Origin of the sequence: Roseomonas sp. KE0001, assembly GCF_016107285.1 — a bacterium.
In the GTDB taxonomy this organism is placed as follows: Bacteria; Pseudomonadota; Alphaproteobacteria; order Acetobacterales; family Acetobacteraceae; genus Pseudoroseomonas.
Genome location: NZ_RCVQ01000008.1, coordinates 199147 through 218634, shown reverse-complemented (window position 1 = coordinate 218634; position 19488 = coordinate 199147). Strand labels below are relative to the sequence as shown.

Sequence of the window (19488 nt, the reverse complement as noted above, 5' to 3'; positions counted from 1 at the left end):
GCATGCCGGCCGTGCTGGCGGGCACCGAGATGGCGCCGGCGAAGATCAACCTGCACCTGCACGTCCTGGGGCGGCGGCCCGATGGCTACCATCTGCTGGACAGCCTGGTGGTCTTCGCCGGCGCCGCGGACCGGCTGGATGTCGCCCCGGCCGAGGCGCTGAGCCTGGAACTGGCCGGCCCCGAGGCGGCGTCGCTGGCGGCCGAGCCGGACAACCTGGTGCTGCGCGCCGCGCGCCTGCTCGCCGAGAAGGCCGGCCTGCCGCCCCGTGGCGCGCTCCGCCTGGAGAAGCGCCTGCCGGTCGCCTCCGGGATCGGCGGCGGCTCGGCCGACGCGGCCGCCGCCCTGCGCCTGCTCAACCGCGCCTGGGGGCTGAACTGGCCGCTGGCCCGGCTCGCGCCCCTGGCGGCGAAGCTCGGCGCCGACGTGCCGGTCTGCCTGGACGGGCGCCCGGCGCGCATGGGCGGCGTGGGCGAGCGGCTGGAGGCGGCGCCCCGCCTGCCGCCGGCCGGGCTGGTGCTGGTCAACCCCCGCCAGCCGCTGTCGACGCCCGCCGTGTTCCGCGCCCGCGCCGCCGAGGCCTTCGGCGCCGCCGCGACCCTGCCCGCGGGCTGGGCCGATGCCGGCGCCATGGCGCAGGGGCTGGCCTCCTGCCGCAACGACCTGCAGGCCGCCGCCATCCGCCTCTGCCCGGCGGTGAGCGAGACGCTGGCCGCCCTGCGCGCGCTGCCGGACTGCCTGCTGGCGCGGATGAGCGGCTCGGGCGCCACCTGCTTCGCGCTGCTGCCCGATGCCGCCGCCGCGCGCGCCGCCGCGGCCGGCCTGCCGGAGGCCTGGTGGCGCTGGGGTGGGGGCTTTACGAATGGCCCGTCCGGCCTTTATTCAGCCCCACGCGGCGGCGCTGGGGCGTAGCCAAGCGGTAAGGCAGCGGTTTTTGGTACCGCCATTCCCAGGTTCGAATCCTGGCGCCCCAACCACCCTGTTTCCCCGCATGAGATCAGAGCCGTGTGGCAGAAGCGATGCGGCCTGGAGCAGCGGCAGCCGCGATGGAGGCGGACGGGCCATCGCCTTCGCGCTGGCGACGGGCCAGGCGCGCGACCTCGGTGGCGTCTGGAGGGGGGATGTTCGCCCCGGAAGCGCAGGAGATAATTCTTGAGAGCCAAACTCATGCAGCCCTGAACGGTTCTTCCAACGGGAAACTCCCCGAAGGAACACCGCGATGTTCATGAGAATAGACAAACTCCAGGCTGAGCTTCCATCGCCCAAGAGAGCGGATCCAAACGCAGCGGCAGCTTTACAGGAGCTGTTGGGCGGCAAGTACGGCGAGATGTCCACCCTGGGCAACTACATGTTCCAGAGTTTCAATTTCCGCAGCAAGGACAAGCTCAGGCCATTCTATAGCCTGGTGGCCAGCATCACGGCGGAAGAGCTCGGGCATGTGGAGCTGGTGAGCAACGGTGTCGCCATGCTCGCCAACGGGCCCGACAACAGCGGTGATCTGGCCGATGGCGGTGACATCTCCGGCGCGCCCTTCGAGGCCATGAAGGACATCCGCTCCTTTGCGTCGTTCGCTTCCAACGGCGGCGGTGCGTTGCCGGTCAACAGCAACTCCATGTCCTGGAATGCGGATATGGTGACGACGACCGGCAATGTGGTCGTTGACCTGCTGCACAACTTCCATCTCGAATGCGGCGCCCGCCTGCACAAGCTGCGGGTCTATGAGACCCTGTCGGATCCGACAGGGCGCGAGGTCTGTGGGTACCTGCTCGTCCGGGGCTCCGTGCATGCGCATGCCTATGCCCTGGCTCTGAAGCAGATCACGGGGGTGGAGTTGGAGAAGTTCCTGCCCACGCCGAACATTCCCCTCGACAAGATTCCGGAATGTCAGAAGTACCTGCAAGAGGGATCCCACCGCCGGCTCTACACATTCAGCCCCGCCGACTACAAGGAGATGGCCGGCATCTGGGGCAATGGAGAGCAGGCGCTTCCCGATGATCCGCCAGGAGAACTGACGGTGGTCGACGGCCTGCCGGAAGGTGGGAAGATTCACCAGCTGACCGGCATACCCTCGGCCTTCAGCCCGGACTATTCGCCCGAGGAAATGTTCGAGATTGCCACCAAACTCTACAAGGCATCTCGATAGGGAAGCCAGAAACCTTCTGGATATCCTCGTATCCGACGGCAGGGTCAGGAGCATCCCGGGCGGGCGGTGGGCGATGACCGCGCGGAGGGGGCAGGGACGAGCGAACCTGTCCTGCCCGCCGCGGTGATCGCCTTCGGCTTCGCGAGGGTGCGTTTCTTCGAGAACCGGAAAACGCGCCGTCAGCCGATGTTCATCAGGCTGGCATTGCCGCCCGCCGCCGCCGTGTTGGTGCTGACCGAGCGTTCCCGCAGCAGGAGATCCAGCGGATAGTCCCCGCCTCCGGCCAGTTCCGCAGGCGTGGCCGCGAGGACAGGGCGCAGCGGTCCGTCCAGCGCGGCCGCGCGGGCGCAGAAGGCCTGCAACTCCGCCGCCTCTCCCTCGAAGAGCGCGACGGCGCAGCCCGCCAGGGCCTCCGCCTCCACCAGCGTGACATGCTCCGCCAGATCGGCGGGCAGGAGGCCGGCGAGCCAGTCGCGCAGGCCGTCGGGCGCCGCCACGCGGGCGCGGTTGCCGGAGGCCAGGGCGGCACCGACCTGCAGCATCAGGCCGAGCGGCGTGGCGGGGCGGCAGAGGACGGCGCCGCGCGGGTCCAACATGTAGGTGTTGGTCTCGCCCACCGGCCCCGGCAGCGCCAGCCGCAGGCCGAGGCGGGAGGCCCGGGCCATCGCCGCGCAGCGGGCCGCCGCCTCGTGCTGGCCCCGGGCGGAGAGGTGGCCGTGCCAGGCCAGGGCGGCGGGAGCGGGGGCGGGGCCGGGCGGCAAGGGGGGCTCCGGCGCGGCGGCCAGCAGCCGGCGCAGGTAGAGCGGCCCGCCCGCCTTGGGGCCGGTGCCGGAAAGCCCGTGGCCACCGAAGGGCTGCACGCCGACCACGGCGCCGATGATGTTGCGGTTGACGTAGATGTTCCCGGCCGGGGCGCGGTCGGTCAGCCGCGCGATGGTCTCGTCGATGCGCGAATGCACGCCGAAGGTCAGCGCGTAGCCGGTGGCGGCGAGGTCGCGCAGCAGGGCCTCCAGGCCGTCGCGCCGGAAGCGCAGCACGTGCAGCACCGGGCCGAAGACCTCGCGCTCCAGCATGGCCGGCCGCTCGATCTCCACCAGGGCTGGCGAGACGAAGTGGCCGCGCGCGGCCTCCCCGGGCAGGGGCAGGGCATGAACGGCGCGGCCGGCGGCGCGCATGGCGGCCAGATGGCGCTCGATGCCCTGCCGCGCCTCCCCGCTGATGACCGGGCCGATATCGGTGGCCAGGCGATCCGGGCGGCCGATGCGCAGTTCCGCCATGGCGCCCTTCAGCATGGTCAGCACACGGTCCGCCACATCCTCCTGCAGGCAGAGGAGGCGCAGCGCCGAGCAGCGCTGGCCGGCGCTGTCGAAGGCCGAGGCCAGGACATCGGCCACCACCTGTTCCGGCAGGGCGGAACTGTCCACCACCATGGCGTTCTGGCCGCCCGTCTCGGCGATCAGCGGCACCGGCCTACCGTGGCGGCCGAGCCGCGTGGCGAGTTGGCGGTTGATCAGCCGCGCCACCTCGGTCGAGCCGGTGAACATCACCCCCTGCACGCGCGGATCGGCGACCAGCCGCGCGCCGACCTCGCCATCGCCCGGCAGGAATTGCAGCGCGGCGGGCGGGATGCCGGCCTCGCGCAGCAGGCCGCAGGCCAGGCCGGCGATCAGCGGCACCTCCTCGGCCGGCTTGGCCAGCACCGGGTTGCCGGCGGCCAGCGCCGCCGCGACCTGCCCGGTGAAGATGGCGAGCGGAAAGTTCCAGGGCGAGATGCAGACCACCGGCCCGAGGGGAGAGTGCGTGGCGGCCTCGAGGCCGCGCGCCTCCGCGGCATAGTAGCGCAGGAAATCCACCGCCTCCCGCACCTCGGCGACGGCGTTGGGCAGGGACTTGCCCGCCTCGCGCACGATGGGGCCGAGCAGGGCCTCGCGGCGCTGCTCCATCAGGTCAGCGGCGCGGTCCAGCAGGGCGGCGCGCTCGGTGGGGGCGGTGGCGGCCCAGGCGGGGGCGGCGGCGGCGGCCCGGGCGAGGGCGGCCTCCACCGCCGCCTCGCCCACCTCCACGACATGGCCGACGAGATCGGCGGCATCGGCGGGATTGCGGACCTCCCGCGAAGGGCCTTCCGCCCCGTCCTGGCCAGGCTCTGGCGCGCTGTGCAGCGGCACCGCCGCGCCCTCGCCCAGCAGCTCCGCCAGCCGCGCGATCTGGTCCTCGTCGGCGAGGTCGAGGCCGGCGGAGTTGCGGCGCGGCGCCAGCAGGTCGCGCGGCGCCGCGATGCGCGGATGCGGCCGGCCGGGCGGGTCGAGCGCGGCGGCGGCCTCGGCGGGGTCCTCCAGCAGGGCCTCGACCGGGATGCCGAGGTCGTTGATGCGGTGGACGAAGGAGGAATTGGCGCCGTTCTCGAGCAGGCGGCGCACCAGATAGGCCAGCAGCGTCTCATGGGTGCCGACGGGCGCGTAGATGCGGCAGGGACGATCGAGCCTCGAGGGCCCCACCACCTGCTCGTAGAGCGGCTCGCCCATGCCGTGCAGGCACTGGAACTCGTACTGGCCGGGCCGGTAGCGCTCCGGCCCGGCCATGCTGTGCAGGGCGGCCAGCGTCATGGCGTTGTGCGTGGCGAATTGCGGAAAGACCGCGTCGGGCGCGGCGAGCAACCGGCGGGCACAGGCGAGATAGGCGACATCGGTGTGGATCTTGCGGGTGTAGACGGGGAAGTCGGCGAGCCCCTCCTGCTGCGCGCGCTTGATCTCGCTGTCCCAGTAGGCGCCCTTGACCAGCCGCACCATCATCCGCCGCCCCGTGCGCCGCGCCATGTCGATGACGGCATCGACGACGAAGGGCGCGCGCTTCTGGTAGGCCTGGATGACGAAGCCGACGCCGTCCCAGCCACGCAGCGCCGCGTCGCCGCAGAGCGCCTCCAGCAGGTCGAGCGAGATCTCCAGGCGGTCGGCCTCCTCCGCGTCGATGTTGAGGCCGATGTCGTGGCGCCGCGCGCGCCGCGCCAGATCGAGCAGGACGGGCAGAAGCTCCGCCATCACCCGCCCGCGCTGCGCCCGGCTGTAGCGCGGATGCAGCGCCGAGAGCTTGATCGAGATGCCGGGCCCGTCGAGGAGGCCGCGCCCGGCCGAGGCGCGGCCGATGGCCTCGATCGCCCGCTCGTACTCGGCGCGGTAGCGCGCGGCATCGGCCGCCGTCATCGCCGCCTCGCCCAGCATGTCGTAGGAGTAGCGGAAGCCCTTCGCCTCCATGGCGCGGCTGCGCGCGAGCGCGTCCTCGATGGTCTGCCCGGTGACGAACTGCTCGCCCATCATCCGCATGGCGAGATCGACGCCGCGGCGGATCACGGGCTCGCCGGCGCGGGCGATCAGCCGCGTCAGCGCGGCGCCGAGCCCGGCCTCGCTGCTGGTCGCGGCCAGCTTCCCGGTCACCACCAGCCCCCAGGTCGCGGCGTTGACGAAGAGCGAGGGTGAGTGGCCGAGATGCCGCCGCCAGTCCAAGGCCTGGCCGCCGCCGCCGCCGATCTTGTCGCGGATCAGCGCGTCGCGCGTGCCGGCATCGGGGATGCGCAGCAGCGCCTCGGCCAGGCACATGAGCGCCACGCCTTCCTGGCTGGAGAGGGAGAATTCCTGCACCAGCGCCTCCACGCCGCCGCGGCGCGCCTGGGCGCGCAGGCCGAGGATCAGCCGCCGCGCCAGGGCGCGCGTCGCCTCCCGCTCGGCCGGCGCGAGGCGGGCGGCCTCGATCAGCGGCGGCAGGCAGGCGCTCTCCGGGCGGCGGCAGGCGGCCGTGACGGCCCGCCGCAGGGCATCGCGCGGCACGGCCTCGCGCGCCAGCCCGGCGAAGGGCGGTTCGGCGGGCGGCATCGCGTCGGGGATCTCGGACGGGGGCATGGCGGGCTCCGGGGCTGCCCGCCGGAGGGCGGCGGGACGGCGGGATGCTAGAGCAGGCGCGGGCGGATCAGTACGGGACATCGGGCCGGTTCTGCCGCATGATTCTCCCTCTCAGCCGAGATCGCCGCGAAAGATACGGCCATGGACCGGATTGACCTCAGGATTCTGGACATCATCCAGCGCGATGGCCGGATCACCAACCTGGAGCTGGCCGAGCAGATCGGCCTCTCGCCGACGGCGACCAGCGAGCGGTTCCGCCGCCTGGTGAAGGAGGGCTATGTCACCGGCTTCGCGGCCCGCCTCGATCCGCGCAAGCTCGGCTTCGGGCTGCTCGCCTTTGTCGAGGTGTCGCTCGACAAGACCACGCCGGATGCCTTCAGCCGCTTCGCCCGCGCGGTGAACCGCGCGCCGCAGGTCCTGGAATGCCACATGGTGGCCGGCGGCTTCGACTATCTGGTGAAGGTCCGGCTGAAGGACATGAACGCCTATCGCCGCTTCCTGGGCGAGGTGCTCCTCAGCCTGCCGGGCGTAAAGGAGACCCGCACCTACGCGGTGATGGAGGAGGTCAAGGAGGACGCCCCGCTGTCGCTGCTGCGGAGCGTGGAGCCGGCGGGAGAGGCGGGCTGAGGCGGCGGCCCTTCGCCCTTCCGGGCGGGCCCCGAAGGCGTCACCATCCGTGTGGCCTGCCTCCGCCCGGAAGCGGAGGCGGCGGGAGGGATGCATGCGCGAGGGGCCGGACGGGCAGCCTGACATTCGGCCGATGGCGGAGTTCCGCCAGGGCGGGCGGAAGGCCCTCTCCAAGGCCGGGCGCATCGCCGCGCGGCTGGTGGCGGCGATGGAGGGGCGGCAGCTGCGGCCGGGATCGCGCCTGGCCTCCATCCGCCAGGGCGCGCGGGAGCAGGGCGTGTCGAAGAACACCATGGCGGAGGCCTATGAGCGGCTGGTGGCCTCGGGCCATCTGGAGGCGCGGCGGGGCGCCGGCTATTTCGTCAGCGGCCGCCCGTCGCGCCCGGCCGGCCTGGTCCCGGCGGCGCGCCGGGAGGTGGCGGAGGCGCTGAACCTCGTCTCCCTGCTGCGCGAGCAGACGGAGGAGCATTATCTGGTCCGCCCCGGGGAGGGGCGCCCGCCGCCCTCCTGGATGGAGGGCTCGGAACTGGCCCGTCACCTCACCCAGGCCAGCCGGGCGCTGTACCGGGGCGAGGCGCATGGCTATGGCAGCTCCTGGGGCTATGCGCCGCTGCGGGAGCGGATCGCCCTCTCGCTCGCCGAGCGTTCGCTGCCCTGCGGGCCGGAGCAGGTGCTGCTGACGCAGGGCGCGAACCATGCGCTCGATCTCGTCATCCGCCACCTGATCGCGCCCGGGGACCGGGTGCTGGTCGACGATCCGGGCTACTACCCGCTCTTCGCCAAGCTGCGCCTGGCCAAGGCCGAGATCCTCGGCGTCCGCCGCACGGCCGCGGGGCCGGATGTCGAGCATCTCGCGGCGCAGCTGGCGCGGCGGCCGGCACGGGCCTTCTTCACGCAGTCCCTGGCGCACAACCCGACCGGCGGCACGCTGACCCCGGCGGTGGCGGCGGCGGTGCTGCGGCTGGCCGAGCGGCACGGCTGCCTGCTGGTGGAGGACGATCCCTTCGCCGATCTGCTGCCGGCGGCCGGCCCGCGCCTGGCGGCGCTGGACGGGCTGCGGCAGGTCCTCTACGTCGGCACCTTCTCCAAGACCCTCTCGGCCTCGCTCCGCGTCGGCTATCTGGCGGGGCCGGCGCCGCTGGTGGCGGCGCTGAACGACCTCAAGCTGCTGACGGTGGTCTCCACCTCGCAATATGCCGAGCGGCTGGTCTGCCGGCTGATGGAGGCCGGGCACTACCGGCGCCACCTGCGCCGCCTGGCGCGCCGCGTGGAGGCGGCGACGGCGCAGGCCCTGCGGGATCTCGCGGCCATCGGCCTGCCGCTGGCGCGCCCGCCGGGAGGCGGCTTCTATCTCTGGGCGCGCCTGCCTCCGGGCCTGGACGAGGAGGCGCTCTGCCGCCGGGCCGCGGCGCAGGGCATCTTCCTGGCGCCCGGCGCCGTGTTCAGCCCCGAGCGCGGCGCGGGCCCCGCGGCGCTGCGCATCAATGTCGCCCATGCCGGCGATCCGCGCTTCCTCGACTTCATGGCGCGGGCGCTGGCGGCGGGGGCGTAGCGGCTGGCCTCAGCCGGCGCGCATCCGCGCCAGCTCGGCCGCCGCCACATCCTGCCGGACCTGGCGCCTCTCGACCAGGATGGCGGCCAGCCGCGCCACCTCCGCGCCCACCGCGCCGGCGGCGATGGCCACGTTGTTGGCGTGCAGCGCCATGTGGCCTTTCTGGATGCCGGTGGTGGCCAGGGCCTTCATCGCGCCGAAGTTCTGCGCCAGGCCGACGGCGGCGATGATGCGGGCGAGCCCCGCCGCCGTATCGACGCCGAGGATCTTCAGGCAGGCGCGGGCGGTGGGATGGATCCGGGTCGCGCCGCCGACCAGCCCGACCGGCATCGGCAGCTCGATGGAGCCGGCGAGATGCCCTTCCGCCGTCACCTCCCAGTGGGTCAGGCTGGTGTAGCGGCCGCTCCGCGCGGCATAGGCATGGGCGCCGGCCTCCACCGCGCGGGTGTCGTTGCCGGTGGCCAGCACCACGGCCGAGACCCCGTTCATGATGCCCTTGTTGTGCGTGGCGGCGCGGTAGGGATCGGCCTCGGCGAAGTGGTAGGCGGAGATCATGCCGTCCCGCACCTCGGGCCCGCCGATGGCCTCCACCGGCCAGAGGGCACGGGCGCGGGCCAGGCGGCGGTCGGCGAGGTTGGAGAGGATGCGCAGGAAGACCTTGCCGCCGGTCCAGGCCTCGATCCGGGGCGCCAGCGCCTCGGCCATGGTGTTGACGGTGTTGGCCCCCATCGCATCGCGCGTATCGACGATCAGATGCGTGACGACCATGGGGCCGCCGAGGGATTTCACGATCCGCACCTCGAGGTCGCGGAAGCCGCCGCCGAGCGAGACCAGCATCGGGTCGCAGCCATCGCACAGCTCGGCGATGGCGGCGCGCTGCTCCAGGATGGTGAGGCGCGCATTCTCTGGGTCGCTGACGCCCACGAGCTGGATCTGCGCGATCATCAGCGTGCCGGAGACGGAGGTGGTGAAGCCGCCAGCGTCGTGGCACTGCCGGGCGGAGTTGCAGACGGCGGCGACGACGGAGGATTCCTCGGTCGCCATCGGCACCAGCACGTCCCGGCCATCGACGCGCATGTTGGTCGCGACGCCGATGGGAATGGCCAGGGTGGCGACCACGTTCTCGATCATGTGGTCGGCCAGATGCGGGTCGATGTTGCCGGGTGCCGCGAGTTGCGCCCGGCTCGCCTCGTCGAGGCCGGCGAAGGCCGCGACAGCCTCCAGCCGCTCCGCCGTGCTCATGCGGTGAAAGCCGGAAATGCGCGAGGTGAGGTTGCTCAGGGACATGCGGGAGATCCGTGTAAACGGCTGGGCGGAGAAAGGCGGGCGGGCCGGGCGGCTCGGGGCGGCGTCCGCGCCTATTCGAGCCGGATATTGCCCTCGCGGATCACCTCGCCCCATTTCCGGGTGTCGGCGATCAACGTCTCGCGCAGCGTCCGGCCGTCGCTGCTGACCAGGGAGACGCCCTGCTCGGCCAGGCGCGCGCGCAGCCCGGCATCCTCCGTGGCGGCGCGCAGCGCGGCGCCGGCGCGGTCCAGGATCGGGGCCGGCGTGCCGGCGGGCGCGAACAGCCCCTGCCAGAAGAAGACCTCGAAGCCCGGCAGCGTCGCGGCCACGGGCGGCAGGTCGGGGTAGTTCGGGATCGGCGCGGTGGCGGTCACGGAGAGGCCGCGCGTGCCGCCGTCGCCGAGCGTGGTGGCGGCCTCCTGGATCGCCTGGAAGACGGCATGGATGCGGCCCTGCCGCAGGTCGAGCGCGGCCGGCGCGCCGCCGCGGTAGGGCACGTGGACGATGTCGATGCCGGTGCGGGCGCGGAACAGCTCCAGGCAGAGATGGCTGACCGAGCCGGTGCCCGGCGAGCCGAACAGCACCTTGCCCGGATTGGCCTTGCAATGGGCGATCAGCTCCGCCGTGGTCCGCGCCGGCACGCCGGGATGGACATGCAGGATGAAGGGCGTGCGGAACACCATGCCGATCGGGTCCAGCTCGCGCACGGGGTCCTTCGGCGTCAGGTTGGGCTGCAGCGTCTGGTTGATGGCGAGCGTCGTGGTGCCCATGACCAGCGTGTAGCCATCGGGCTTCGCCCGCGCGCCGTAGGTGGTGGCGACGGAGGTGGCGGCACCGGGGCGGTTCTCCACCACCACGGGGACGCCGAGCCCGCGCGACATCGGATCGGCCACGGCGCGGGAGGCGAGATCGGTGACGCCGCCGGGCGGGTAGCCCTCGACCAGGGTGATGGCGCGGCTGGGCCAGGCGGCCTCGGGTTGGGCCAGGAGGGGACGGGCGGCCAGGAGGCCGGGTGCCGCCAGGCTGGCGGCGAGCAGGCTGCGACGGTGCATCGGACGTTCCCCGGATCTTGTTGCTTTATGGCGACAGACTGTCCCTGGAACCGTGCCCGGGAAAGGGACAGTTGGCGGCAGAATCGCTGACACAGTCGGGACCCGCGGGCGCCGCCGGCGCAACTCTTCCCGGCACCGATTGGTTGATTCCAGAACAGCGTGCGGGAGATCTTGGGCGTGACCGAGGACGTCGAATACCGGCCCTATGACGGGCCTTCGGGGGGCTGGGGGTCTGTCAAGTCGCTGGGTCGCATCCTCCGGCAGGAGGGCCGGGCGGTCAGCACCGGCCTGGCGTTGCGCCGCCAGAACAAGGATGGCGGCTTCATGTGCGTCTCCTGTGCCTGGGCCAAGCCGAACCCGCCGCACCTCTTCGAGTTCTGCGAGAACGGCGCCAAGGCCAGCGCCTGGGACCTGACCAGCGCGAGGGTCGAGCCGGACTTCTTCGCCCGGCATCGCGTGACGGAGCTGGAGGCCTGGAGCGACCACGACCTGGAGATGGCCGGCCGCCTGACCGAGCCGATGAAATGGGACGCGGCGACGGACCGCTATGTGCCGGTCGCCTGGTCCACGGCCTTCCAGGAGATCGGCGCGGCGCTGCGGGGGATGCGGCCGGACGAAGCGGTCTTCTACGCCTCGGGCCGGGCCTGCAACGAGGCCTCCTACATGTACCAGCTCCTGGCGCGCATGTACGGCACGAACAACCTGCCCGATTCCTCCAACATGTGCCACGAGAGCACTTCCGTCGCCCTGCCCAAGTCGATCGGCGTGCCGGTCGGCACGGTGACGCTGGAGGACTTCGCCCAGACCGACCTGATCCTGATCTTCGGGCACAACACCGCCTCGAACAGTCCGCGCATGCTGCATCAGCTGGATGAGGCCCGGCGGCGCGGCGTGCCCGTCATCACCATCAATCCCCTGCGCGAGCAGGGCCTGGCGGCCTTCACCAATCCGCAGGATCCGCTGCAGATGACGGTCCAGCCGTCGACGCGGATCTCCTCGCTCTTCGTCCAGCCCCGCGCGGGCGGCGACCTCGCCCTGCTGGCGGGCCTGTGCAAGATCCTTCTCGAATGGGAGGACGAGGGCGGGGAGCCGGTCCTGGACCGGGCCTTCATCGAGGGCCACACGCATGGCTTCGAGGACTTCGCCCAGGCGATGCGGCGCCAGGACTGGGCGGAGATCGAGCGGCATTCGGGCGTGGCGCGCGGGCAGATCGAGGAGGTCGCGCGGGCCTATCGCGGCGCCGGGCGGGTCCTCGGCGTCTACGGCATGGGCCTGACGCAGCAGCGTGCCGGGGTCGAGATCCTGCACATGCTCGTCGCCTTCCTGCTGCTGCGCGGCAATATCGGCCGCCCCGGCGCCGGCATCTGCCCGGTGCGCGGCCATTCCAACGTGCAGGGCCAGCGGGCCGTCTGGATCACCGAGAAGCCGGAGCTGGCGCCCCTGGACAAGCTCGGCGAGATGTTCGGCTTCAGCCCGCCCCGCCACAAGGGCACCGATGTGGTGGAGGCGGCGGAGCGGGTGATCCAGGGCCGGATGGGGGCCGTCATCCAGCTCGGCGGCAACCTGGTGCGCTCGCTCCCGGAACACCGCCTGCTGGAGCCGGCCTGGCGGAAGCTGCCGCTGACCGTGATGATCACCACCAAGCTGAACCGCAGCCACGTCATCCACGGGCGGGCGGCCTATCTGCTGCCCTGCCTCAGCCGCATCGAGATCGACCGCCAGGCCAGCGGGCCGCAGGAGGTCTCGGTGGAGGACAGCACCTCCTATATCCATCCCTCGCGCGGCATCCGCGAGCCGGCGGGCCCGCATCTCCTGTCCGAGCCCGCCATCATCGCCGGCATCGCCAAGGCGACCCTTCCCGCGAACCCGAAGCTCGACTGGGATGCCTGGGTGGGCGATTACGGGCTGGTCCGCCAGGCCATCGCCGAGACATTCCCGAAATGGTACGACCGCTACAGCGAGCGCATGCGCCGGCCCGGCGGCTTCCATCGCCCCAATCCGGCGCGGGAGCGGAACTGGGAGACGGAGACCGGCAAGGCCAATTTCCTGCCGCCCGCGAGCCTCGATGCCAATCCCGACATCTCGGTGACGGGAGCCGGCGTCTTCGCCCTGATGACGGTGCGCAGCAACGACCAGTTCAACACCACCATCTACGGCTATGACGACCGCTTCCGCGGCATCCATGGCAGCCGCGACATCGTCATGATGAACCGGCGGGACATGGATGTCCTGGCCCTGGCCCCGGAGGACCGGGTTTCGCTGCTCACCGTGGCCGGGGATGGGGTGCATCGGGAGGTGGACAACCTCCAGGTGGTGCCCTTCGATCTGCCGGAGGGCTGCGTCGCCGCCTACTACCCGGAGTGCAATCCGCTGCTGCCGCTCTGGCACCACGCGAAGGAGAGCCACGTTCCCGCCGCCAAGGCCATTCCCGTCCGCATCCGGCGCATGGGCGAGGGAGGCACCGCCGGCGACTGAGATCCGGCCGGTTGTCATGGTCCGGCTGTTGCGGCCTGGGCGGTTTGCGCCTCTATTGACCCGTTCCGGATCTCCGCCGGGTGGACATGGCATGCGGCCGTGACGGGGTCCGGCGTGGTTCGAGGTCATGGCAGGCGGAGTGGCGAGAATGGGTGCCTTGATGATCAGCGGCGGCCGGGTGGTCGATCCGGCGAGCGGCCTGGACGGTGTCGCGGATGTGGCGATCGGCGATGGCCGCATCCTCGCCGTCGGCACCGGCCTCGGCGGGGCGGAGCGGGTGATCGATGCCACCGGCCTGGTGGTCGCTCCCGGCTTCATCGACCTCCATGCCCATGGCCAGTCCATCCCCGCCGACCGCATGCAGGCCTTCGACGGCGTGACGACGACGTTGGACCTGGAGGCCGGCGTGCTGCCCGTCGCCTCCTGGTACCGGCGGCAGGCCACTGAGGGGCGCGTGCTGAACTACGGCGCCGCCACCAACTGGGCCTTCGCGCGCATCGGCGCCATGGTCGGCACCAACGAGGAATCCTCGCTCGAGGCCTTCGGCCGCGCCATGCGGGACCGGCGCTGGATGGACAACATCGCGACGGAGGCCGAGCAGGCCGGGATCATCGAGCGCCTGGCCCAGGGACTGGACGAGGGCGGCATCGGCATCGGCATCCTCAACGCCTACGCGCCCGGCGCCGGCGTGCAGGAGCTGCTCGAGGTCTGCAAGCTCGCCGCCGCCCGGACCGTGCCTACCTTCACGCATGTCGCCTACATGGCACGGATCGATCCGCAGAGCGCCGCCGAGGCCTATATCCGCCTGATCGGCTATGCCGCCGCGACCGGCGCGCATATGCACATCTGCCACTTCAACAGCTCCAGCAAGACCGACATCGCCCGCTGCTACGAGCTGGTGCGCAACGCGCAGCTCAAGGGGCTGAACATCACCGTCGAGGCCTATCCCTACGGCACCGGCTCCACCGTGCTGGCGGCGGCCTTCTTCAGCGACCCGGAATTCGAGGCGCGCAACGGCCTCGGCTACGATTCCGTGCAGCGCGTGACCGATGGCCACCGCTTCCGCGACCGGGAGGAGCTGCTCTCCGCGCAGGCCGAGGACCCGTCCCAGCTGGTGCTGTGGCATGTGCTGGACACCGAGCACAACCAGCGGCACCGCGAGTTGCTGGACATGGCCGTGCTGTACCCGGACGGCGCCATCGCCTCCGACGCCATGCCGTGGTCCATGCCGGATGGCAGCACCTATACCGGCGATGCCTGGCCGCTGCCGAAGGAAGCGACGTCCCACCCGCGGTCCGCCGGCTGCTTCACCCGCTTCATCCGCCACTGGGTGCGGGAGCGGCAGGCGGTGTCGCTGCTGGAGGGCATTCGCAAATGCTCGTTGATCCCGGCGCAGATCCTGGAAGCCAGCACGCCGGCCATGCTGGGCAAGGGGCGGCTGGGCGTCGGCGCCGATGCCGATGTGGTGGTGTTCGACTACGACACGCTGAGCGACAAGGCGGAGTTCAGCGCGATGAACCGGCCGTCGGAAGGCGTGCGCCACCTGATCGTCGGCGGCGTGCCGGTGATCGCCGATGGGGTGATGGACGTCGCCGCGCGGCCGGGCAGGCCGGTGCGCCGGCCCAGCATCGCGCGCTGATGGCCGGCCCGCCCGTTCCCGTCCTGCCCGTTCCTGTCCTGCTCGTCACCGGCTTTCTGGGGGCGGGCAAGACCACGGTGGTCAACCATATCCTGCGTGAAGCGGGCGGGCGCCGCATCGCCGCCGTCGTCAACGATTTCGGCGCCATCAACATCGATGCCGAACTGATCGCCGGTGCCAGCGACGGCGTGGTGAGCCTGGCCAATGGCTGCATCTGCTGCACACTGGAAGGCGACCTGCTGCGGACGCTGGCCACGCTGCTGCGGCGCGCGCCGCGGCCGGAGGCCATCGTCATCGAGACCAGCGGCGTCGCCGACCCCGCCGACATCGTGCGCAACCTGATGGACCCGGTGGTGTGGAAGGAAGCGCCGCTGGAGACGGTGTTGTGCGTGGTCGATGCCACCGCGCCGCCCACGGCCTTCGAGGATCCGCTGCTGCGCGCGCAGCTGCGCATGGCCGATGTGGTGGCCTTGAGCCGGACCGACCTGGGCGACGCGGCGGCGCTGGAGCGTGCCCGCGCCGCCCTGGCCGCGCTTCGCCCGGCGGCGACGCTGGTGGAGGCGCCGGACGGGCAGGTGCCGCTGCCCCTGGTGCTGCCGGACGACCCGGCCCGCCCGCCGGTGCCGCGCGAGCCGGGCCGCCGCCGCCCGCAGGCCGACCGGTTCGAGACACTGAGCTGGACCGCCGAGGCACCCCTCTCGCTGTCCCGTTTCCAGGCGGCCATCGGGCGGCTGGCGCCCGGGCTGGCGCGCGCCAAGGGAATCTTCGAGGCGGTGGAACAGCCCGGGCGGCGGCTTCTGTTCCAGCTGGCCGGCGGCCGCGCCACCCTGGCGCCGCTGGCGGGCAGGACGGCCGGGGAGGCTCCCCGCAGCCGGATCGTGTTCATCGCGGAGATCGGCCGGCTGTCCGAGGCCCGGATCGGCGAGGCCATGCGGACCTGCCTGGCGGACCGGGAGGGATAGGGCCGCCGTCCTGTCCCTTACGAAGCCTTGTCGGTGATCAGCCTTCGGATCCGGCCGGCCAGGTCCTCCATGGTGAAGGGCTTGGTCATCACATGCATGCCGGGGTCGAGGTGCCCGTCGCCCACCACGGCGTTCTCGGCATAGCCGGTGATGAACAGCACCTGCAGGTCGGGGCGGCTGAGGCGGGCGGCATCGGCCATCTGCCGCCCGTTCATGCCGCCGGGCAGTCCGACATCGGTCACCAGCAGGTCGATGCGGACATCGGATTGCAGCACCTTGAGGCCCGTGGCGCTGTCTCCCGCCTCGATGGCGGCATAGCCCAGCTCCTCCAGCACCTCCATCACCAGCATCCGGACGGTCGGCTCGTCATCCACCACCAGGACGGTCTCGCCCAGCCCCGCCCGGGGGGCGTCGGCCAGCTCGGGCAGCGCCTCCGGCGGCTCCGCCTCGCCCAGGTGCCGCGGCAGGTACAGGCACACCATCGTGCCCTGGCCGGGCTCCGAATAGATGCGCGTCTGCCCGCCGGACTGCCTGGCGAAGCCGTAGATCATGGAAAGGCCGAGCCCGGTGCCCTGGCCCAGCGGCTTGGTGGTGAAGAACGGATCGAAGGCCTTGGCCACCACATCCGGGGTCATGCCCGTGCCGGTATCGGACACGCAGAGCGAGATGTACTGCCCGGGCCCGAGGTCGCGGTCCCGCGCGGTGCGGCTGTCGAGCCAGCGGTTGGCGGTCTCGATGGTCAGGCGTCCGCCGCGCGGCATGGCATCGCGCGCGTTGATGCAGAGGTTGAGCAGCGCGTTCTCGAGCTGCGGCGGATCCACCCGCGTGGGCCAGAGGCCGCCGGCCCCCACCACCTCGACCTCGATCGCCGGCCCGACCGTGCGGCGGATCAGCTCCTCCATCCCGGTGACCAGCCTGTTCACATCCGTCGGCCGGGGGTCCAGCGTCTGCCGGCGGGAGAAGGCGAGCAGGCGGTGCGTCAGCGAGGCCGCGCGCGTCGCCGCTCCCTGCGCCGCCGCGACATAGCGATCCATGTCCGTCACCCGGCCCTGCGCCACGCGGGCGCGCAGCAACTCCAGGCTGCCGGTGATACCGGTCAGGAGGTTGTTGAAGTCATGGGCGAGGCCGCCGGTCAGCTGGCCGACGGCCTCCATCTTCTGGCTCTGGCGCAGCTGCTCCTCCGCCTGCAGCAGCTCGGCCGTCCGCTCGGCGATGCGCTGCTCCAGCGTCTCGTTGAGGGCGCGCAGCGCCGCGGCGGCGCGGTCGCGCTCCGCCTCCACGGCGCGCCGTTCCTCCACGCCGATCAGCACGCCGGGGAAGCTCAGCGGCGTGCCGTCCGGCGCATGGTCGACACGGCCATTGGCCTCGATCCAGTGATACCGCCCATCGGCGCGGCGCACCCGGTACTGGTGGGCATAGGCGCCGCCACGGGCGATTGCCGTGTTGATCGCGGCGACGAGGCCGGGCTTGTCATCGGGATGGACGGTCGCGACGACCTGCTGGAGGCTGAGGCCGATATGCCCGAGCGCGGGATCGAGGCCGAAGCTGCGGGCGAAGGCCTCGTCCACCGTGAAGCGGTCGGTGGGCAGGTCCCAGAGCCAGGTGCCGATGATGGCGCCCGCCGCCAGCGCGAGCTGCACGCGCTGGATGTTCTCCCGCGCCAGGGCCTCGCTTTCGCGCAGCGCCGCCTCCGCCTGCTTGCGGGCCGTCACGTCGCGGAACAGCACCGAGACCTGTGGCCGGCTCGCCTGCTCGACACGGGCGGACGAAACCTCGATATGGCGCCCCGCCGCGGCGAAATACCGCTCGAAGCGGATGGGCCGGCCGGTGCGCAGCACGCTGCCGTAGAGTTCGAGCCAGCCCTCCGCCTCCTGCGGCGCGAGGCCGCGGATGGTCTTGCCGACGATGTCTGGAATGCCGGTGTGCCGCTCATACCCGGCATTGGCCTCGACATGGACGTAGTCGCTCAGGGGGCCGTGCGGCCCGTCGATGAACTCGATGATGCAGAAGCCTTCATCCATCGAGTTGAACAGGGTCTGGTAGCGCGTCTCGCTTTCGCGCAGCGCTGCCTCGGATCGCTTGCGGTCGGTGATATCGAGCACGGTCCCGACCAGCCGCGCCGGTCTCCCGTTCTCGAAATGGGTCTCGCCCTGCGCCGAGACCCAGCGCTCGATCCCGTCCTGCAGGCCGATGGTGCGATACTCGGCGGCGAAATGCCCCGATCCGGCGGGGTCCATGGATTGCCGCACCGCCTGCTCCGCCCGCGCCCGGTCCTCCGGATGCAGCCCGGCCACGAAGGTGTCCTCATAGCTGACGGACGCGCCGGGCGGCAGGCCGAACAGCGCGCGGCAGCGGTCGTCCCAGGTCAGCTCGCCGGAGGGGATGTGATAGTCGAAGGTACCGATCCCGGCGGCGCTGGTCGCCAGGCGCAGGCGGTCGTCGGCCTCCTGCAGCGCCGCCCTGGTGCGCTGCCGCTCGCTGATGTCGAGCATGGCGCCGATCATCCGGATGGCCTGGCCACCGGGCGCGCGGATGACGTAGCCGCGGTCCAGCACCTCGGCATAGCTGCCATCGGCGCGAAGGAACCGGTACTCGCCGGACCAGCTCGTCCCGGTGCTGTCGATCGCGGCGTGAATCTCCCGGTCGATCCGGTCCCGGTCCTCGGGATGGATGTGGGAGAGCCACCAGCCGCCGGTCGGCTCGACCTGCTCGGGCCGCCATCCGTAGGCCTCTTCGAGGGCCTCGTTCCAGAGGACGCGATCGTCCTCGAAGCTCCAGTCCCAGATCGCGTCCCGCGTCGCCCGCTGCGCCAGCCGGAAGCGTTCGTTGACGACCTCCAGGGCCTGTCCGGCCAGATGCTGCTCCGTGCGGTTGCGCAACACCTTGAGGTAGCCGGTGTGCGCGCCCCGCTCGTCCCGGAGCAGCATCATCTCGCCCGAGCCCCAGAAGCGGGAGCCGTCCTTGCGCTGGTACCAGCGCTCGTTGGAGGCCTGGCCGTTCCGGACGGCGAGCGCCACCTCGGCGTCCGGGAGGCCGGCGGCCTGCTCCTCCGGCACGAAGATCAGATCCGCGGAGCGGCCGAGCATCTCGGCCTCGCTCCAGCCCAGGATGTTCACGGCGCCGGTGTTCCAGCCGGTCACCCGGCGCGCGAGGTCGAGGCTGATGATGGCGAAGTCCGTCGCGCTGTTCAGGACCTGCCGCCGCAGGGCCTCGGAGCGGGCCTGCTCGGCCCGCAGGAACTCCTGCTGCGCCAGGCTGCGGCGGAGGTTCAGCTGGCTCATGACCTGCCGCGCCAGCGTCCTGAGCACGAAGTGCTGCTGGGGCGTCAGCCCGCCGGGGCGCGGCGCCGTGTCGAGCACGCAGAGGGTGCCGAGGGGCAGCCCCTCCGGTGTTTCCAGCAGGGCGCCGGCATAGAAGCGCAGCCCCGGCTCTGCGGTGACCAGCGGGTTGCAGCGGAAGCGGGCATCCTCCCGCAGATCGGGAATGACCATCTCGCCGGGCTGGAGCATGACCCGGGCGCAGATCGCGTTGTCGAGCGGCATCTCGCGCATGTCGAGGCCGACCTCGGCCTTGAACCACTGGCGGTCCCGCGCGATCAGGTTCACCGCGGCGATGGGCGCCTCCAGCAGGGTGGAGGCCACGCGGACGAGATCGTCGAAGTCCTGCTCGCGGGGCGTGTCGAGAATGCCGTAACGGTCGAGAGCCGCAAGCCGGTCGGCCTCGGTCCAGCCGGGAGCCTGAATCCTGTCATCCATCGCGCTCGGCTGCCTTCAGTCAGTCATGCACCGGAAGCCGGCACGGCGCCGATGCGTCGGGGCGGGGCCTCGCCTCGTGAGCAGGGTCAGGAGCGACCGGCCGCCCC

The 19488-nt window shown here is 72.0% G+C and carries 11 protein-coding genes and 1 tRNA gene; 8 read left to right on the top strand and 4 right to left on the bottom strand.

Going from position 1 to position 19488, the window contains the following annotated elements:
- Positions 1-2: 2 nt before the first annotated feature.
- From D9598_RS16745 to D9598_RS16735, 3 genes are all read left to right on the top strand, one after another.
- Positions 3-911 (top strand): 4-(cytidine 5'-diphospho)-2-C-methyl-D-erythritol kinase, encoded by a 909-nt coding sequence (locus D9598_RS16745; RefSeq protein WP_198367678.1) that lies wholly within the window; start codon positions 3-5, stop codon positions 909-911.
- Positions 902-976: transfer RNA gene (locus D9598_RS16740), tRNA-Gln, on the top strand. Before D9598_RS16745 ends, D9598_RS16740 begins: the two co-directional genes overlap by 10 nt.
- A 242-nt stretch (positions 977-1218) precedes the next feature.
- A complete protein-coding gene (locus D9598_RS16735) occupies positions 1219-2142 on the top strand; it encodes a manganese catalase family protein (RefSeq protein WP_198367677.1) in 924 nt (307 codons plus the stop codon).
- A 179-nt stretch (positions 2143-2321) separates the two neighbouring features.
- Here the strand turns inward: D9598_RS16735 and putA are convergent, their stop codons facing one another.
- The gene (gene putA, locus D9598_RS16730; RefSeq protein WP_232477360.1) at positions 2322-6005 is read right to left on the bottom strand and encodes a trifunctional transcriptional regulator/proline dehydrogenase/L-glutamate gamma-semialdehyde dehydrogenase; all 3684 of its coding nucleotides are present in this window, start codon (positions 6003-6005) and stop codon (positions 2322-2324) included.
- A 168-nt stretch (positions 6006-6173) separates the two neighbouring features.
- On the opposite strand from putA, the gene D9598_RS16725 reads away from it, so the two are divergent.
- Both D9598_RS16725 and D9598_RS16720 read left to right on the top strand, forming a co-directional pair.
- Positions 6174-6659: an Lrp/AsnC ligand binding domain-containing protein gene (locus D9598_RS16725; RefSeq protein ID WP_198367675.1), complete on the top strand. Its 486-nt coding sequence runs from the start codon at positions 6174-6176 to the stop codon at positions 6657-6659.
- Positions 6660-6753: 94 nt separating this feature from the next.
- Positions 6754-8211, top strand: a complete 1458-nt coding sequence (locus tag D9598_RS16720; protein ID WP_232477333.1) for a PLP-dependent aminotransferase family protein — start codon at positions 6754-6756, stop codon at positions 8209-8211.
- A gap of 9 nt (positions 8212-8220) precedes the next feature.
- Here D9598_RS16720 and D9598_RS16715 read toward each other — a convergent pair whose 3' ends face one another.
- Complete coding sequence (locus D9598_RS16715; protein ID WP_198367674.1) at positions 8221-9498, bottom strand: hydroxymethylglutaryl-CoA reductase, degradative; 1278 nt, start codon at positions 9496-9498, stop codon at positions 8221-8223.
- A gap of 71 nt (positions 9499-9569) precedes the next feature.
- Positions 9570-10550, bottom strand: a complete 981-nt coding sequence (locus tag D9598_RS16710) for a tripartite tricarboxylate transporter substrate binding protein (protein ID WP_198367673.1) — start codon at positions 10548-10550, stop codon at positions 9570-9572.
- Between the two features lie 177 nt (positions 10551-10727).
- Between D9598_RS16710 and D9598_RS16705 the strand changes: the two genes are divergently transcribed.
- From D9598_RS16705 to D9598_RS16695, 3 genes are all read left to right on the top strand, one after another.
- Positions 10728-13025 carry an FdhF/YdeP family oxidoreductase gene (locus D9598_RS16705; RefSeq protein ID WP_198367672.1) on the top strand — a complete coding sequence of 766 codons (2298 nt, stop codon included), beginning with the start codon at positions 10728-10730 and terminating at the stop codon, positions 13023-13025.
- A 148-nt stretch (positions 13026-13173) separates the two neighbouring features.
- Positions 13174-14664: an amidohydrolase family protein gene (locus tag D9598_RS16700; protein WP_198367671.1), complete on the top strand. Its 1491-nt coding sequence runs from the start codon at positions 13174-13176 to the stop codon at positions 14662-14664.
- Entirely contained in the window at positions 14664-15626 is a 963-nt protein-coding gene (locus tag D9598_RS16695; RefSeq protein ID WP_232477331.1) for a GTP-binding protein, read from the top strand. Before D9598_RS16700 ends, D9598_RS16695 begins: the two co-directional genes overlap by 1 nt.
- A 17-nt stretch (positions 15627-15643) precedes the next feature.
- Here the strand turns inward: D9598_RS16695 and D9598_RS16690 are convergent, their stop codons facing one another.
- The gene (locus D9598_RS16690) at positions 15644-19381 is read right to left on the bottom strand and encodes a PAS domain-containing protein (protein ID WP_198367670.1); all 3738 of its coding nucleotides are present in this window, start codon (positions 19379-19381) and stop codon (positions 15644-15646) included.
- Positions 19382-19488: the final 107 nt, after the last annotated feature.

Excerpts from the sequence above, each read along its gene's own strand:
- D9598_RS16745 (WP_198367678.1), top strand. The coding sequence starts at position 3 with ATGCCGGCCGTGCTGGCGGGCACCGAGATGGCGCCGGCGAAGATCAAC.
- D9598_RS16735 (WP_198367677.1), top strand. The coding sequence starts at position 1,219 with ATGTTCATGAGAATAGACAAACTCCAGGCTGAGCTTCCATCGCCCAAG.
- putA (WP_232477360.1), bottom strand. The coding sequence starts at position 6,005 with ATGCCGCCCGCCGAACCGCCCTTCGCCGGGCTGGCGCGCGAGGCCGTG.
- D9598_RS16725 (WP_198367675.1), top strand. The coding sequence starts at position 6,174 with ATGGACCGGATTGACCTCAGGATTCTGGACATCATCCAGCGCGATGGC.
- D9598_RS16720 (WP_232477333.1), top strand. The coding sequence starts at position 6,754 with ATGCGCGAGGGGCCGGACGGGCAGCCTGACATTCGGCCGATGGCGGAG.
- D9598_RS16715 (WP_198367674.1), bottom strand. The coding sequence starts at position 9,498 with ATGTCCCTGAGCAACCTCACCTCGCGCATTTCCGGCTTTCACCGCATG.
- D9598_RS16710 (WP_198367673.1), bottom strand. The coding sequence starts at position 10,550 with ATGCACCGTCGCAGCCTGCTCGCCGCCAGCCTGGCGGCACCCGGCCTC.
- D9598_RS16700 (WP_198367671.1), top strand. The coding sequence starts at position 13,174 with ATGGGTGCCTTGATGATCAGCGGCGGCCGGGTGGTCGATCCGGCGAGC.
- D9598_RS16695 (WP_232477331.1), top strand. The coding sequence starts at position 14,664 with ATGGCCGGCCCGCCCGTTCCCGTCCTGCCCGTTCCTGTCCTGCTCGTC.
- D9598_RS16690 (WP_198367670.1), bottom strand. The coding sequence starts at position 19,381 with ATGGATGACAGGATTCAGGCTCCCGGCTGGACCGAGGCCGACCGGCTT.